This window comes from Pseudomonas sp. G2-4 (assembly GCF_030064125.1).
In the GTDB taxonomy this organism is placed as follows: Bacteria; Pseudomonadota; Gammaproteobacteria; order Pseudomonadales; family Pseudomonadaceae; genus Aquipseudomonas.
The window spans coordinates 4,347,312-4,363,507 of record NZ_CP125957.1 but is presented as its reverse complement, the minus strand read 5'-3'; the positions used below and the strand labels follow the sequence as shown (position 1 = coordinate 4,363,507).

Genomic DNA, 16,196 nt, shown 5'->3' with positions numbered 1-16,196 from the left:
CGTTTGTGCCCTGGCCGACCAGGGCATAAGCTTTGCCCCCTGTGATCGAGCACCCGTTTACCTCAGGAGTCCCATGTCCAGCCAGTTCCCCGAAGCACGTCCACGCCGTCTGCGTCGCAATGCGAGCCTGCGCAGCCTGTTCCAGGAAACCGAGTTCACCTTGAACGACCTGGTTCTGCCGATTTTCGTCGAAGAAGAGATCGATGATTTCGTGCCGATCAAGAGCATGCCAGGCGTGGCGCGCATCCCTGAATCGAAACTGGCTGGCGAGATCGAGCGCTATGCCCGAGCCGGCATCAAGTCCGTCATGACCTTTGGTGTGTCCCATCATCTGAACAGCGACGGTAGCGACACCTGGAGCGAGCGCGGCCTGGTGTCGCGCATGGCCGGGATCTGCAAGGACGCGGTGCCGGAAATGATCGTGATGTCCGACACGTGCTTCTGCGAGTACACCGATCATGGTCATTGCGGCGTACTCCACGGGCATGAAGTGGACAATGACCGGACCTTGCTCAACCTGGGCAAGCAAGCCGTGGCAGCGGCCCGTGCCGGTGCCGATGTGATCGCGCCGTCCGCGGCCATGGACGGTCAGGTCCAGGCGATTCGCAGGGCCCTGGACGAAGCGGGCTTCAGCCAGACGGCAATCATGGCCTATTCCACCAAGTTCGCCTCGGCGCTTTATGGTCCGTTTCGCGAGGCTGGCGGCAGTGCCTTGAAAGGCGACCGCAAAAGCTATCAGATGAACCCGATGAACCGTCGCGAAGCCCTGCGCGAGTCCTTGCTTGATGAGCAGGAAGGCGCCGATGCGCTGATGGTCAAACCGGCCGGTGCCTACCTCGATATCATCCGCGACATTCGCCAGGCTTCGAACCTGCCGCTGTCGGCCTATCAGGTCAGCGGCGAATACGCGATGATCAAATTCGCCGCCCAGGCCGGCGCCATCGACGAAGCCCGCGTGGTGCGCGAAAGTCTTGGTGCGATCAAGCGGGCGGGTGCGGACCTGATCTTTACTTACTTTGCGATGGATTTGGCGTTGAGTGGGATCTGATCCAGCGTCAGGGAATGCGGTCTGACGCAAGATCCATATCCACCCCCAATCCCCTGTGGGAGCGAGCTTGCTCGCGAAAGCGGTATGTCAGCTTGCACTGATGTCGAATATGCCGACGCCTTCGCGAGCAGGCTCGCTCCCACATGGATTTCGAGGGTGTCCATAGAACGTACATCCACCCCAATCCCCTGTGGGAGCGAGCTTGCTCGCGATAGCGGTGTGTCAGCTTGCACTGATGTCAAATGTGCCGACGTCATCGCGAGCAAGCTCGCTCCCACATGGATTTCGAGGGTGTCCATAGAACGTACATCCACCCCAATCCCCTGTGGGAGCGAGCTTGCTCGCGAAATCGGTGTGTCAGCTTGCACTGATGTCGAATATGCCGACGCCTTCGCGAGCAGGCTCGCTCCCACAATGGATTTCGAGGGTGTCCATAGAACGTACATCCACCCCAATCCCCTGTGGGAGCGAGCTTGCTCGCGATAGCGGTGTGTCAGCTTGCACTGATGTCAAATGTGCCGACGTCATCGCGAGCAAGCTCGCTCCCACATGGGTTTCGAGGGTGTCCATAGAACGTACATCCACCCCAATCCCCTGTGGGAGCGAGCTTGCTCGCGAAATCGGTGTGTCAGCTTGCACTGATGTCAAATGTGCCGACGTCATCGCGAGCAAGCTCGCTCCCACATGGATTTCGAGGGTGTCCATAGAACGTACATCCACCCCAATCCCCTGTGGGAGCGAGCTTGCTCGCGAAATCGGTGTGTCAGCTTGCACTGATGTCGAATATGCCGACGCCTTCGCGAGCAGGCTCGCTCCCACATGGGTTTCCTCCCCGCATCATTTTGTTGCTCTGCGCGACGGAACATAGCCCGTGCTCGCTTTTGATCGTATGGTTGCTCGGGAATAACCAACCTGATGGAGCACCATGCAACTCAATCGATTGATGATCAGCCTCGCCGCGTTGCTGGTTCTGGCCGGTTGCGGCAGTCGCCAGGCGCAGGAGCCTGAACGCCAACCTGCCGAGGTCAAGGCGCAGATCGTGCGGTTGTTGCCGGCCAAGACTGCGGATCGCGAAGGCTGGGCCACGGACATCTATGTGGCCTTTGCGGCTCAGCAGATCTCACCCACGACGCAGAACATCTGTGCTGTCCTGGCGGTGACCGAACAGGAGTCGACGTTCCAGGCTGATCCGGCGGTGCCGGGGCTGGGCAAGATCGCTCGGCAGGAAATCAACCGCCGTGCGGCGAAAGTGCACATTCCGGAGCTATTGGTCACCGGCGCGCTGCAGGTGCGCTCACCCAACGGCAAGAGCTACAGCGCTCGGCTCAACGGGGCGCGTAGCGAGAAGGAGTTGAGTGAGATTTTCGATGACTTCATCGACATGGTGCCGCTGGGCAAGACCCTGTTTGGCGGTTTCAATCCGGTGCACACGGGTGGACCGATGCAGGTCAGCATCGCCTTTGCCCAAGCCACTGCCCGGGATTACCCCTACGCGGTGGACGGCTCTATTCGTCGGGAAGTGTTCAGTCGTCGCGGGGGGATGTACTTCGGTATCGCGCATTTGCTGGGCTATCCGGTGAGCTACACCGAGCCGCTGTATCGTTTCGCCGATTTCAATGCCGGGTGGTACGCCAGTCGCAACGCGGCTTTCCAGCATGCGGTGAGTCGGGCGTCGGGTATTCCCCTGGCGCTGGACGGGGATTTGATCATGCATGATTCAATCATGCCGGGCAGTACGGAGCTGGCAGTGCGCACGCTGGGCAAATCGATGGGCATGCGCAATCCGACCATTCGCAATCAGTTGGAGCAGGGCGATAGCCTGGCGTTTGAAGACAGCAAGCTCTACAAGCGTGTGTTCGAATTGGCTGAACAGGCCGAGGGCAAGCCGTTGCCGCGGGCCGTATTGCCGGGAATCGTGCTCAAGAGTCCGAAAATCACGCGCAAGTTGACCACAGCGTGGTTTGCCAAGCGGGTGGATGAGCGTTATCAGCGATGCATGACGCGGGCGTCGGGGCGATAGCCAGACGTTGGGGCATGAGAAAAACCGGCGGATGAGGCCTAATGCTGTTCACTTAAGGCAATCGACAAACCCGTGGCGAGGGAGCTTGCTCCCGCTGGGCTGCGAAGCGGCCCCAAAACCTGCCAAATGCGGAGCATCAGACACACCGCACCCGCCGGTTTTCGACTGCTTCGCAGCCGAGCGGGAGCAAGCTCCCTCGCCACAGGGTGTATTGCCGATCATTTGTTGCGGTCAAGCAACTCATGCGCGGTTTTCGATCAGGCGATCAGAGCCGCCCTCAGCAACGCGACGATCCAGCAGACGCTCAGCACCGCCTTCAGCGACGCGGTTTTCGATCAGGCGATCAGAGCCGCCTTCGGCTACACGACGTTCAAGCAGACGATCAGCACCGCCTTCGGCAACGCGATTTTCAATCAGTCGATCGGAACCACCTTCAGCAACGCGACGTTCCAGCAGACGTTCAGCACCGCCTTCGGCAACGCGGTTTTCGATCAGGCGATCAGAGCCACCTTCGGCGACACGACGATCCAGCAGACGATCAGCACCGCCTTCGGCAACGCGATTTTCAATCAGTCGATCAGAGCCACCCTCGGCAACGACCGGTTGGGAGGAGGCGGCGAATACGTTGGCGGCCAGTACAGAGAAAGCGAAGCTGAGGATGATTTGGCGTTTCATGATGGTGTGCTCCGGGGGTGCAGTGGGTTGGTGTGGGGCCATTGTTGCGCCGGGCAATCATCAAGAGAACTTCATTGGCATGATGGTGAACATCGACGGCAGTGATAGCTCGTTCACTGACCTTCGGTTAGCGTGATAGCGAAAGGTGCGTGTCGTCCGCCCAGTGGAACACCGATGGATTCGCGGGTTCTACCGGGCTCAATACCCAGCAGGAGGCAAGCTCATGTATCAGTTATTCGGCCACAGCCAGTCCGGCTCTTCGGCGGTGGAGATTGCCCTGAGCCTGTGCGACGTGGCGTACCGCCGGGTCGACGCGTATTCGACCGAGGACAGTGCTGCGGCGAAGGAACTCGAGGCGCTGAACCCTCAGAAGCTGGTCCCGACTCTGCAATTGCCGGACGGCTCGGTGCTGACGGAAACCGCAGCCATTTTGATTCACCTGGGGCTGTCCTTTCCACAGTCGAAGTTGCTACCGGAAGATCCTGGGCATCGCGCGCAAGCCATACGGGGCCTGGTCTATATCGTCGCCCATTGCTATACGCCCATCGGCATCATCGACTTTCCGGAACGCTGGCTGGAGGATGCGGACGAAGCGACTCGGCAGCAATTGGTCTGCGGTACCCGGCAACGGCTGTATCGCAACTGGGCGCTGTTTGCCGACCAATTCCCGGCCCGGCCGTTTCTCAGCGGCGCCGAGCCGGGCGCGCTGGACATCCTGGCCGCCGTGATCACTCAGTGGCAAGGCACGCGCGAAGCGATGTTAAGTGCCCGTCCGGCGTTTCATGGGCTGCTGGAGCGCATCGATCGCCATCCGCGCGTTGCGCCGATCCTGTCGCAGCATTGGCCGGAATGAATCAGGGACACGCCATGCGTGAAGCGGCTTGCTGTACCAAGCCGACAAATTGCCGGACATTGTTTTGATGCGCCGTCACCAGTTCGTCGATGCTGCCCCCTGCTGGCGTTTGCAGGCTGCTGCGACAGGTGAGGGGGCGGGCTTCGTTGCCCTGGTTACGCAGGCGCCATTGCACGTCCATGCGGGCATAACGGCCAGGGACCGAGTCGAAACGCTGCACATCCACCCGCAGCAACAGCTTCGGTGCGCCGGGGTTGTTCAGTTGTTCGTCCAGGCTGCTGTGCAGCTCATCCGCCAGGCTGGCCCCCCACCATTCGGTTTCCAGGAGCGCCAGCCCGCTGTCGCCTTGGCGAATGACCATCTGGGTGCGATCCACTTGAGGCGGGACACTGACTTGCTCGACCTGGATGTCCACGCTGGAGCGCGTCCGGTCGGCCGGTTGGACCGGGCTCAGGGTGTGATAGTGGATGGGATCGCTGCGACAGGCGCCGAGCAGCAGTGCCAGGGCAATCAGTGAGCATTTCAGCATCCGCGGCATAAGGCGTGCTCCTGTGATCATTCTTTCACCGGGAATGTGAGGTTCTGCGCTGGTGCGTCCTTGGGACGGCCGCGAAGCAGCGATTCAGGGTGGCGGCTCAGGTAGTCGGACAGTTCGCGCAGCGAGCGCGACATTCGGCCCAGGTCGTCCAGGGTCTGGGTCAGTTGTTCGCGTTGTGGTGAGTCTTCGGCCAGGGTGGAGTTGGCCGATTGCAGGGTCTTGCTCACATCTTGCAGGGTGTTTTGTACGCTTGGCAGGGTTTTGCTGTTGAATTGGGCCAGGCCTTTGCGCAGCTCCACCAAGTTGCCGTTCAGATTGCTGGCGACGCTTTCCAGCGGCAGTTTATTGATCCGCTCGACCATCGCCTGCAGTTGTTCCTGCAATTGCTGGAGGCTGCCTGGAATGGTCGGTATACGGACAGGTCGGGCGGCAGGGTCGAAGACGACTTTTTCCGCCTTGGGGTAGAAATCCAGCGAAATGTACAACTGTCCGGTCAGCAGGTTGCCGCTGCGCGCCTGGGCACGCAGGCCGCGCTCGACGAAACTGCCAATCAGGCGGGCACCGGCGGCTTCGTCGTCTGGATTGTGATTGAGTGCCTTGAGCAGTTTTTCATGGGCCCTGCCCAGGCGCTGAGGGTAGATCACGACGCCGACGTTGACCGGAAAGCTGCGCTGCTTCTCGTCGAAGTCCAGGTTGATGGCGACAACCTTGCCCACTTCTACCCCCAGGAACTCGACGGGTGCGTCAACCCGCAACCCGCGCAGCGCCTGATCGAAACGCAAGGCCAGGTACTGTGCCTTGCCATTGGGCGGGGCGAGGGCGCTTTGCTGGTCGGCAAACAGCTCGAACGTCTTGTCCTCGGTGGCGGGGCTGTCGTTGGGACTGTACTCCGGCGCGCGGAACGCGATGCCCCCCAGCAGCAGCGCCGAGAGTGATTCGGTCTTGACTGCGAAACCGTTGGCACCGACGTTTACGTCCACGCCGCTGACATTCCAGAACCGGGTGTTTTCGGTGACGTACACATCATTGGGGGCATTGACGAACACGTCGATATTGACGCCCTTGCCGTCGGCGTCCAACGCGTAGGACACCACTTGGCCCACCGGGATCTTGCGCAGGTACACCGGCGAGCCAATGTCCAGGGAACCGAGATCCTGGGAATGCAGCGTGAAGCGCTTGCCCGGTTCGCCGTAGGTGATGGGTGGCGGGTTCTCCAAGCCAGTGAAGGACTTGGCACGCACTTTCGACTGGCCGGCGTCGGCCCCGATGAAATCGCCGGACAGCAAGGTGTCGATCCCCGAGATACCGCCGGCTCCGATGCGCGGCCGTACCACCCAGAACACCGAGTCCTCGTGAGTGAAGGTGTCGGCCGTCTTGGCGAGCTTGACCGTGGCGGTGACGTTCTTCTGGTCGTCGCTCAGTTGCACGTCGGTGACCTGGCCGATGACCACGTTGCGATACTTCACCTGGGTCTTGTTGGCAGTCAGGCCCTGGCCGGTCTTGAAGGTGATGGTGATGGTCGGGCCTTCCTGCAGCCAGTTGTGGACCACCAGGGACAGCCCCACCAGAACCGCGATGATCGGCACGATCCACACCAGTGACACCGTCCAGCGGCGAGAGGTGACATGGGCGCGACCCGGTGCGGGTCGTTGCCCGTCAGTGGCTTGCGACTTCATCCAGGATCTCCTCGCAGGGCTGGGTGTCCCAGATCAACCGGGGGTCGAAACTCATGGCCGAGAGCATGGTGAACAGCACTACGAGGCCGAAAAACAGGATGCCTGGTCGCGGTTCGATATCGCTCAAAGCCTGGAACTTCACCAGCGCCGCCACCAGGGCCACCACCAGCACGTCGAGCATCGACCAGTAGCCGATGACTTCCACCAGCCGGTACAGCTTCGCCCGCTGGACCTGGGCCCAGGTACTGCGTCGTTGCACGGTGACCAGCAGCAGGGTCAACACCACGAACTTGATGCCCGGCACCGCGATACTGGCGATGAAGATGATCAGGGCGATGTCCCAGGCACCGCCTTGCCAGAACTCGATGACGCCACTGATGATGGTGCTGTCGGCACCTTCTCCGAGCATCTCGGTGTTCATGACCGGCAGCAGGTTGGCCGGAATATAGAACACTAGCGCCGCCAGCATGTAGGCCCAGGTGCGGGTAATGGAGTCGGATTTGCGTCGATGCAGGGCGGCATCGCAGCGCGGGCAAGTCTCGGGCTCGTCGGTCATGTCGCAGGCCAGGCCGCAGCTGTGGCAAAGGCACAGGTTCAGGTCACTGGCCTGGGGCGGGGTGTCCAGCGGTGTGCCGTTCACAGGCGCTCCCACAGGTCGCGGACATCACGCCCGGCAATGCGGATCATCAGCAGGCTCAAGGCTGCCAGGGCGAACAGGCCGATGCCCGGCAGCACGTCCAGCAGCCCGGCGAGCTTGATCACGGCCACCAGCGCGCCCAGCAGGCACACCTCCAGCATGCTCCACGGCCGCAAGGTTTCCAGGCTGCGCATGCACAGGTTGAACCCTGGCGCCCGCTGGTTGGCATAGGCATAGGCCAGTACCCAGATCAGCAGTGCCAGTTGCAAGGCCGGCGCAACGATGATCGCCACCGCGGCCACCAGGGCGATAAAGGTGATAGGCCCCTGGCTCAGGGCCACGATGGAATCCCACAGCGTGGCGCTGTTGCTCAGGCCCTGGAGCCGGATGCTCATCACCGGATAGACGTTGGCAAAAGCCCACAGCACCGCGGCCGTCACGCTCAAGGCCAGGCGCTGTTCGATGCTCAGGCCGTCGTAGCGCTGGATGACCGCGTGGCATCGCACGCACGAGGCTTTCTGATGCGGGACGAGCACCACCGGCTCGTACACCGCATCGCAATGTTCACAGATGATCAGTCGCTCGGTATCGGCCATCGGGGCGCTCGGGCAGGAACCATCCTTCAATATAGAAGTGCGTTGAGAATGAGCAACCCGCCCGGACGGATCATTCGCCGCGAATGTATTGCTCCAGTTGTCGGATCAGGTCCGCCTGTTCGGCAATGGCCTCCTTGACCAGGTCGCCGATGGACAACAGGCCGACGAGTTTGCCGTTCTCGACCACCGGTAAATGCCGCAGGTGCTTTTCGGTCATGATGCTCAGGCAGGTTTCGACATTCTGCTGCGGGTCTATGGTGATCACCGGGGATACCATGATGTCACTCACCTTCGTGCCCACCGACGAGCGGCCGTGCAAGACCATTTTGCGCGCATAGTCGCGCTCACTGATGATCCCCAGCACTTCATCGTTTTTCACCACCAGCAAGGCGCCGACGTTTTTCTCGGCCATGCGCATCAGGGCCTGCAATACCATGTCGTCCGGTGAGATGGTGTGCACTTGCTGGTTTTTCTCATCTTTTAGCCGGAGCAACTGCGCGACGGTTTTCATGGGAAGCCTCAGGTGTTGTTTTTGCGGGTGGTTTAAGAATCGTAGACCCAACGGCGCAGAGCAAGCGGGAAAGCGGCGGCCAGTCATCCAAAAACGTCATTACAGCTGAATTCACCTCGATATGCAGCCATGCACTGTCTGTGGCGAGGGAGCTTGCTCCCGCTGGGCTGCGCAGCAGCCCCAAAACCAGCCATCTCGGTCTCTGGAGGCGAAAGCCAACCACCGGGTCTGCTTCGCAGCCCAGCGGGAGCAAGCTCCCTCGCCACAAGAGCCTGTCAGCAAGAGCCTGTCAGTTGAGCAGGTGAAGTCTCCTCTCCACAGGTAGAATCCGGGCTCACGCAAAATTCGAGGTTGCAGCGGTGGATTTACAGCAGGGCTTCGTCCTGACCCGGCATTGGCGCGATACCCCGGCCGGCACCGAAGTCGAGTTCTGGCTGGCGACCGACGCCGGCCCCCGGCGCGTGCGCCTGCCGGTGCAGCCGTCGGTGGCGTTCGTGCCCCAGGTTCAGCGCGGTCAGGTCGAAGCGTTGTTGCAAGGGGAGAAGGACGTCGAGTTGCGTCCCCTTGACCTGCTGGATTTCGAGCATCGCCCGGTGCTGGGGCTGTATTGCCAGCAGCACGGCCAACTGATGCGCCTGGACACCACCTTGCGCCGTGCCGGTGTGGAGGTGTTCGAGGCTGACATCCGACCGCCGGAACGCTACCTGATGGAGCGCTTCATCACTGCCCCCGTCTGGTTTGGCGGCACAGTTACTGCTGACGGCCTGCTGCGTGACGCCCAGATGAAACCGGCGCCCGAGTACCGTCCACCGTTGCGCCTGGTGTCCCTGGACATCGAAACCACCGCCCAGGGCGATTTGTATTCCATTGCCCTGGAAGGTTGCGGCGAGCGCCAGGTCTACATGCTCGGGCCGCCCAATGGCGACGACACCGGCGTGGATTTCCAGCTTGAATACTGCGAATCGCGCACCGCGCTGTTGAAAAAGCTCAATGACTGGTTCGCCCGCTTTGACCCTGACGCGATCATCGGCTGGAACCTGGTGCAGTTCGATCTGCGAGTGCTGCATGAACACGCCCGGCGCCTGGCCGTGCCGTTGCGCCTGGGCCGTGGCGGGGAAGAAATGCAATGGCGCGAGCACGGCGCGCGCAACAACCACTTCTTCGCCTCGGCAGCCGGTCGGCTGATCATCGACGGCATTGAATCCCTGCGTTCGGCGACCTGGAGTTTCCCCTCGTTCAGCCTGGAAAACGTCGCCCAGACGCTGCTCGGGGAGGGCAAGTCCATCGACAATCCCTACCAGCGCATGGACGAGATCAACCGCATGTTCGCCGAGGACAAACCGGCCCTGGCCCGCTACAACCTCAAGGACTGTGAGCTGGTGACGCGAATCTTCGCCAAGACCGAGCTGCTCAAGTTCCTCTTGGAACGGGCCAGCGTCACCGGCTTGCCGGCGGACCGCAGCGGTGGTTCCGTGGCGGCTTTCACCCACCTGTACATGCCGCTGATGCATCGCCAGGGTTTCGTGGCGCCGAATCTCGGCCAGCGCCCGCCCGAAGCGAGCCCGGGTGGGTTTGTCATGGATTCCCAGCCAGGGCTCTACGAGTCGGTGCTGGTACTGGATTACAAGAGCCTGTATCCGTCGATCATCCGCACCTTCCTCATCGACCCGGTGGGCCTGATCGAGGGGCTACGGCATCCGGATGACCGCGAGTCGATCCCCGGCTTTCGCGGCGCACGCTTCTCACGTACCCGGCATTGCCTGCCGGCCATCGTCGCGAGGGTCGCCGAAGGCCGGGAAACTGCCAAGCGCGAACACAACGCACCGCTGTCCCAAGCGTTGAAAATCATCATGAACGCTTTTTATGGTGTGCTCGGCTCCAGTGGCTGTCGCTTCTTCGATCCACGGCTGGCGTCGTCCATCACCTTGCGCGGCCACCAGATCATGCAGCGCACCCGGCAGTTGATCGAAGCCCAGGGGCATGTGGTGATCTACGGTGATACCGACTCCACGTTCGTCTGGCTGCGCCGTGCCCACGGTCAGGAAGAGGCGGCGAAAATCGGCCATGAGCTGGTGACGCACGTCAACCAATGGTGGCGCGAGCAGGTGCGAGAGGAGTTCGGTTTGGAGAGTGCGCTGGAGTTGCAGTTCGAAACCCATTTCAAACGCTTCCTGATGCCGACCATTCGTGGCGCCGAGGAGGGCAGCAAGAAACGTTACGCCGGGCTGGTGACCCGCGCCGATGGCCGCGATGAAATCGTCTACAAGGGCCTGGAAACCGTGCGCACCGACTGGTCGCCGCTGGCCCGACAGTTCCAGCAAGAGCTGTACGGGCGAATCTTCCACCGCCAGCCTTATCAGGATTATGTGCGCGATTATGTGCAACAGACCCTGTCCGGCGCGTTCGATGATCGGCTGGTCTATCGCAAGCGCCTGCGCCGGCCCCTGGAGGACTACGAACGCAACGTGCCGCCCCATGTCCGGGCCGCGCGGCTGGCCGACGAGTTCAACCAGCGCCAGGGCCGGCCACGGCAATATCAGAATGGCGGCTGGATCAGCTACGTCATCACCGTCGCTGGCCCCGAACCCCTGGAAATTCGTAGCGCGCCGATTGATTACGACCACTACGTGAGCAAACAGCTGCAACCGGTAGCGGATGCGATCCTGCCGTTTGTGGATGACGATTTCTCGACGTTGGTGGGGGGGCAGATGGGGTTGTTCTAAAGACTGCGGCTTGTTGCTGTTGCTGTTGCTCTTGTTTTTTTGCTGTTGTGGCGAGGGAGCTTGCTCCCGCTCGATCGCGCAGCGATCGCAGGAAAAATGGGGCCGCTGCGCGACCCAGCGGGAGCAAGCTCCCTCGCCACATAAAACTCATTTGCTTTAGACCATTGCCAACCGCTGCTTGCCCTGAGGCTGGGGAAACATCAGGTCAAGGGCCGCCAGGTCCTGCGGTTCAAGCTTCAGGTTCGCCGCCTCGGCATTCAGACGCACGTGCTCAGGCTGTACGGCCTTGGGAATGGCAATGACATTGTCCTGGCGCAACAGCCAGGCCAGTGCGATCTGCGCCGGTGTCGCGCCATGGCGTTCGGCGATCTGTCCCAGGGTATGGTCCTTGAGCAGATGCCCGCCCTGGCCGACCGGGCAGTAAGCCATGACCGGCATGCGCTGTTCCTGGCACCAGGGCAGCAGGTCGAATTCGATACCGCGCTCCTGCAAGTTGTACAGCACCTGGTTGGTCGCGCAGGTCGGCGAGGCCAGTTCTTCAAGGTCGGCGACATCAAAGTTCGACACGCCCCAACGACCGATCTTGCCTTCTTCGCGCAACCGTTCGAAGGCTTCGACAGTTTCCTCCAGCGGGTACTGTCCGCGCCAATGCAGCAGATAAAGATCAATGTAATCGGTGTCGAGCCGGCGCAAACTGCGTTCGCAAGCCTGGGGAATGCCTTTGCGGCTGGCGTTGTGGGGATAGACCTTGCTCACCAGGAAAACCTGGTCCCGCAGACCGGTGATCGCTTCGCCCACGACGGCCTCGGCACCGCCTTCGGCATACATCTCCGCCGTGTCGATCAGGGTCATGCCCAACTCGATGCCCAACCGCAGGGCCGCGACTTCTTTCTTGTGATGGGACGGCTCCTCCCCCATGCGCCAAGTGCCTTGGCCGATCACGGGCACGGGTACGCCGGCCAATTCCAGAGTCTTCATGCCAACCTCCTGTTTTTCAGACCAGATAGTGCTGTGGCAGCAGGATAGACCAGGTGTTCACAAATGATCGTCCCCACGTGGAGTGTGGGGATGATCAGTCGGCGGGAACGTTATTTTGCCGAGAACCTCAACACCATGGTCTGGGTGTAGGTCTGGCCTGGATCAAGCCGCGTCGAGGGGAAGTTCGGCTGGTTGGGCGAGTCGGGGAAGTGCTGGGTTTCCAGGGTGAATGCGCCCCAATGCGGGTAGACCTTGCCTTGCTTGCCTTTGACGGTGCCGTCGAGGAAGTTGCTGGTGTAGAACTGCACGCCAGGCTCGGTGGTGTAGAGCTGCAGGCGTCGTCCGGACTCTGTGTCATACACCTCGGCGGCCAGTTTGTTCACGTCGCCCTTGGCGTCCAGCGCCCAGTTGAAATCGAAGCCGCCCTGTTTTGGTTCGGCGAATTTGAGTTGTGGGTGATCAGCCTTGATATGGGTGCCGATGGCGGTGGGTTGGGTGAAATCCATCGGTGTGCCGGCCACGGGGGCCAGTTCGCCGGTGGGAATGAGTTTGCCAGTGACCGGCGTGTAGTGGGCTGCATGCAGGGTCGCGACCTGCTCGAGTATGTCGCCGTTACCCGCCCCAGCCAGGTTGAAATAGCTGTGGTTGGTCAGGTTCAGCACCGTGGGTTTGTCGGTGGTGGCCTTGTACTCGATGCGCAATTCGTTCTGTTCGTTGAGGCTGTAGGTAACGTCGGTCTTCAGCGCTCCGGGAAAGCCCATTTCTCCATCCGCCGACAGGTAGGTCAGGGTGACGCCCACTGAATCCTTGCCATCATGGGGTTGGGCTTTCCACACACGCTTGTCGAACCCTTGTGGCCCGCCATGCAGGGAGTTGCCATGGTCGTTCTGCGGTACCTGGTAACGCTTGCCATCCAGCTCGAATGCCCCGTCGGCCAGGCGATTGCCAAAGCGGCCGATGGTTGCACCGAAATACACGCTGCCGTTCTTCTGGTAACCCTGTACGTCGTCAAATCCGAGCACGATATCGGCGGCCTTGCCGTTTTTGTCCGGCACGCTCAACGACTGGAGGATGCCACCGTAAGTGATGACAGTGGCCTCCATGCCGTGGCTGTTGCGCAGCACGAATTTTTCCACCGGGGTACCGTCATCGGTCTTGCCGAACGCACCGTGTTCATTGGTCAGGCCGGCAGCCTGGGAAGCCGAGGTGGCGATCATCAGAGACACTCCGAGGGCCGTGAGCAGATGTCTGGATTCAAGCATGGTATGACCTTCCTTCTATTGTTTTGTTGTTGTTTTGAACGCGGGTCGAGTCGTTACTGGTCGGACAGCTTTGAAGGTTTTTCTGTTTAGTAGTCTTTCTATTTGAGTGGTAAGAAGGGATTTATAGCCATAAATAGAGATTAATCAATTAAAAAGTAAGACTAATTGAGTGTGGCAAGCGTAGCCCGAGGGTGAGGATTTTTGCCAGGCACTGCACTTTTGCGGTTTTTGCCGCTCTATCCATGGCCTGGAAGCGGCGACCCCCATCGCTTCCCCTATCCAGACCGAGACTCGATGGCCGGTGCTTTTTATTCTGTGATGAGGTTGCGACGTCGTTGTTCCACGTTGTGGCTCGGCGCGTTGATGCTGCTCAGCGGTGGCTGCAGCCATCAGCAGGGGCAGGACATGGTCACTCAGTTCAGTAATGCCAGGCCTCAGGAGTTCCTGCAGACCAGCGTCGACCGCATGGCCACGCTGTCGATGCGCGACAACCTGCAAAGCCTTTACTTGCTGATGAGCAAGCTTTACCTGCGCAACCCTGAGGAACTGCGCAAGTCAGGCTTTCTTGATGCCCGTGCCGCCGAGAAGCAGGTGCGCATGGCCATTGAGCAGCAACAACCGCTGCCGACCCTGGGTGGCAAGAAGGACCTGGCCGCCCTGAGCTATGCCATGAGTCCGGAGTTCCTCGGTGATCGGGTCGGTGCGTTCATCTATGCGATCGGCAGCATGCTGGTCACGGCCCACGGCAATCGTCTTGAGTTCTACATGACCGACGCCATCGACCCACGCTTTGTCAGCAACGCGGCACGCAATATTGAAAAAGCCACCTGGTTGCTGAGCCAGCGACAGAACAAGGACGGCAAGCTGCTGCTGTTTTCCAACGAGATCTCGGAGGAGGGCAGCAACCTGAGTTTCGCCGTGGAGTTCGGGAAGATCGTCGCGCGACTGGACCTTTTGACCCAGATGTTGGATGAGCGCTATCGGCGGATCGGCCTGAACTATGCCCAGAGTCTGTTATTCCTTAACTTCCTGCCGGTTCAATGAAGTACTGTCTGAAAAGGAATAAAGATAGATCACATCGATATAGGGAGTTATAAGAAAAATCGCTATGCTCGCGGCCAGATTTTTCACGCGGTAGCGCTGAGACGGGTTTAATGGATTTCGGTAATGTCGGTTTAGTCGTAGCAGGCCTGGTGGTCGGTTTCATCGTCGGGATGACCGGCGTGGGCGGTGGTTCGCTGATGACCCCCATTCTGTTGTGGTTCGGTATCAACCCTGCCACTGCGGTGGGTACGGACTTGCTGTACGCAGCCATTACCAAATCGGGCGGTGTCCTGGTTCACGCCAAGAATCGCAACATCGACTGGGCCATTACCGGCTGGCTGACCCTGGGCAGCGTGCCGGCGGTCGGATTGACGCTGTGGTTCCTCAGCAGCCTGCACAGCTCGCCCGATGCCATGAACGCAGTGATCAAGCAGGCCCTGGGCTTTGTGTTGTTCGCCACCGCCCTGGCGATCCTGTTCAAGAAACGCCTGCTGCAATTCGCCCATGACCGCGCCGGCGGGCACTACAACCCTACTGGCACGCGACTCAATGTGCTTACAGTCATCACCGGTCTCGTGCTGGGCACCATGGTCGCGTTGACCTCCATCGGCGCCGGGGCCCTGGGCACCGTTGCGTTGTTCATCCTCTACCCATTCCTGGTCACCAAGCGCCTGGTGGGCACCGAAATCGCCCACGCGGTGCCGTTGACCCTGGTCGCAGGCCTGGGCCACGCGAGCATGGGCAACATGGACTGGCACATCCTGGGTTTCCTGCTGATCGGTTCGTTGCCGGGTATCTACCTGGGCAGCCATTTGTCGGGGCGCATCTCCGACGAGGTGCTGCGCCCATGCCTGGCGGTGATGCTGGCGATGATCGGGTTCAAGTTGGCGTTCTGAGTCCCACCCCTCCAGCGCTCGCTACCCTCACGGTTGCGCAATGAACCCTCTGGCCTAAGCTTCAGGGCAGACAGGCGCAGTATTGAGCGACTCGCGGAACAATCGCCGCCATGGGCAATCAGTACAGCGTAGATATCAAAAGGAGAGGCGCATGCTCATTCGGTCATTGACCTTCGCTACCTTGCTGGCTGTCGCCGGTCCCCTGTTCGCCGCTGATGGCGATTCACCCTTGGTGGCGGAGGTGGGCAAGGCCCGCCCCCTGATCGTCATCGCCCCCAGCACTGTCGACCCTGCGTGGGTCAGCTTGAAAAAAGCCTTGGAGGAACCCGCCGGCAAGCAGGGCTTTTCCGAGCGCAACCTGGTGCTCTATACCGTGCTTAACACCATAGGGCAGCGTGACGGTAAAGACCTGGACCCGCAAAGCACCATGGCGTTGATCCGTTCACTCAAGTTGGGAGCCGGTGCCCAGACCAAGATCATCCTGGTGGGCAAGGACGGGGAAAAGAAGCTTGAGCATTCCGGGGCGATCGAACTGAAAGACCTCTTCGACACCGTCGATAAACTGCCTGCGGCAGAAAAGGAAGCGGTACCTCCACCCCCTCCTGCTGCGCCGGAACCCGCACCGACCAAGGATGCGAAGGGCGCCAAGCCTGGTAAGGCAGGCAAGCCGCCGGCTGCACCGAAGCCGCTGGACGATTGACTGGCCCCTGTGGCGAGGGAGCTTGCTCCCGCTGGGCTG

At 60.7% G+C, this 16,196-nt stretch carries 15 protein-coding genes; 7 read left to right on the top strand and 8 right to left on the bottom strand.

What is annotated here, in order from left to right; translation table 11 throughout:
- The first annotated feature begins 73 nt into the window (after window positions 1–73).
- Both hemB and QNH97_RS18880 read left to right on the top strand, forming a co-directional pair.
- Window positions 74–1,048 (top strand): porphobilinogen synthase, encoded by a 975-nt coding sequence (gene hemB / locus QNH97_RS18885; RefSeq protein ID WP_283553369.1) that lies wholly within the window; start codon window positions 74–76, stop codon window positions 1,046–1,048.
- A 925-nt stretch (window positions 1,049–1,973) separates the two neighbouring features.
- On the top strand, window positions 1,974–3,068 hold the full coding sequence (locus tag QNH97_RS18880) for a DUF1615 domain-containing protein (protein ID WP_283553368.1): 1,095 nt from the start codon (window positions 1,974–1,976) through the stop codon (window positions 3,066–3,068).
- Between the two features lie 240 nt (window positions 3,069–3,308).
- On the opposite strand, the gene QNH97_RS18875 is transcribed toward QNH97_RS18880, so the two are convergent.
- Window positions 3,309–3,743 carry a phage infection protein gene (locus QNH97_RS18875; protein ID WP_283553367.1) on the bottom strand — a complete coding sequence of 145 codons (435 nt, stop codon included), beginning with the start codon at window positions 3,741–3,743 and terminating at the stop codon, window positions 3,309–3,311.
- Window positions 3,744–3,966: 223 nt separating this feature from the next.
- Here QNH97_RS18875 and QNH97_RS18870 point away from each other — a divergent pair, with 223 nt between their 5' ends.
- Window positions 3,967–4,596: a glutathione S-transferase family protein gene (locus QNH97_RS18870; RefSeq protein ID WP_283553366.1), complete on the top strand. Its 630-nt coding sequence runs from the start codon at window positions 3,967–3,969 to the stop codon at window positions 4,594–4,596.
- A gap of 1 nt (window position 4,597) precedes the next feature.
- Here QNH97_RS18870 and QNH97_RS18865 read toward each other — a convergent pair whose 3' ends face one another.
- The 5 genes from QNH97_RS18865 to QNH97_RS18845 all read right to left on the bottom strand — a co-directional run bounded on the left by QNH97_RS18865 (window position 4,598) and on the right by QNH97_RS18845 (window position 8,554).
- Window positions 4,598–5,134 carry a PqiC family protein gene (locus QNH97_RS18865; RefSeq protein WP_283553365.1) on the bottom strand — a complete coding sequence of 179 codons (537 nt, stop codon included), beginning with the start codon at window positions 5,132–5,134 and terminating at the stop codon, window positions 4,598–4,600.
- A 17-nt stretch (window positions 5,135–5,151) separates the two neighbouring features.
- A complete protein-coding gene (locus tag QNH97_RS18860) occupies window positions 5,152–6,810 on the bottom strand; it encodes a PqiB family protein (protein WP_283553364.1) in 1,659 nt (552 codons plus the stop codon).
- The gene (locus QNH97_RS18855; protein WP_283557511.1) at window positions 6,791–7,435 is read right to left on the bottom strand and encodes a paraquat-inducible protein A; all 645 of its coding nucleotides are present in this window, start codon (window positions 7,433–7,435) and stop codon (window positions 6,791–6,793) included. Before QNH97_RS18855 ends, QNH97_RS18860 begins: the two co-directional genes overlap by 20 nt.
- An 11-nt stretch (window positions 7,436–7,446) precedes the next feature.
- A complete protein-coding gene (locus tag QNH97_RS18850) occupies window positions 7,447–8,043 on the bottom strand; it encodes a paraquat-inducible protein A (RefSeq protein WP_283553363.1) in 597 nt (198 codons plus the stop codon).
- Between the two features lie 70 nt (window positions 8,044–8,113).
- Window positions 8,114–8,554, bottom strand: a complete 441-nt coding sequence (locus QNH97_RS18845; protein ID WP_283553362.1) for a CBS domain-containing protein — start codon at window positions 8,552–8,554, stop codon at window positions 8,114–8,116.
- Between the two features lie 359 nt (window positions 8,555–8,913).
- On the opposite strand from QNH97_RS18845, the gene QNH97_RS18840 reads away from it, so the two are divergent.
- Complete coding sequence (locus QNH97_RS18840; protein WP_283553361.1) at window positions 8,914–11,277, top strand: DNA polymerase II; 2,364 nt, start codon at window positions 8,914–8,916, stop codon at window positions 11,275–11,277.
- A 156-nt stretch (window positions 11,278–11,433) separates the two neighbouring features.
- On the opposite strand, the gene QNH97_RS18835 is transcribed toward QNH97_RS18840, so the two are convergent.
- Together QNH97_RS18835 and QNH97_RS18830 are read right to left on the bottom strand one after the other, a co-directional pair.
- Entirely contained in the window at window positions 11,434–12,255 is an 822-nt protein-coding gene (locus QNH97_RS18835; protein ID WP_283553360.1) for an aldo/keto reductase, read from the bottom strand.
- Window positions 12,256–12,365: 110 nt separating this feature from the next.
- The gene (locus QNH97_RS18830; RefSeq protein WP_283553359.1) at window positions 12,366–13,517 is read right to left on the bottom strand and encodes an aldose epimerase family protein; all 1,152 of its coding nucleotides are present in this window, start codon (window positions 13,515–13,517) and stop codon (window positions 12,366–12,368) included.
- A gap of 318 nt (window positions 13,518–13,835) precedes the next feature.
- Between QNH97_RS18830 and QNH97_RS18825 the strand changes: the two genes are divergently transcribed.
- The 3 genes from QNH97_RS18825 to QNH97_RS18815 all read left to right on the top strand — a co-directional run bounded on the left by QNH97_RS18825 (window position 13,836) and on the right by QNH97_RS18815 (window position 16,157).
- Window positions 13,836–14,561 (top strand): hypothetical protein, encoded by a 726-nt coding sequence (locus QNH97_RS18825; protein ID WP_283553358.1) that lies wholly within the window; start codon window positions 13,836–13,838, stop codon window positions 14,559–14,561.
- A 110-nt stretch (window positions 14,562–14,671) separates the two neighbouring features.
- Entirely contained in the window at window positions 14,672–15,457 is a 786-nt protein-coding gene (locus QNH97_RS18820; RefSeq protein ID WP_283553357.1) for a sulfite exporter TauE/SafE family protein, read from the top strand.
- Between the two features lie 151 nt (window positions 15,458–15,608).
- The gene (locus QNH97_RS18815) at window positions 15,609–16,157 is read left to right on the top strand and encodes a DUF4174 domain-containing protein (RefSeq protein ID WP_283553356.1); all 549 of its coding nucleotides are present in this window, start codon (window positions 15,609–15,611) and stop codon (window positions 16,155–16,157) included.
- Window positions 16,158–16,196 lie beyond the last annotated feature (39 nt).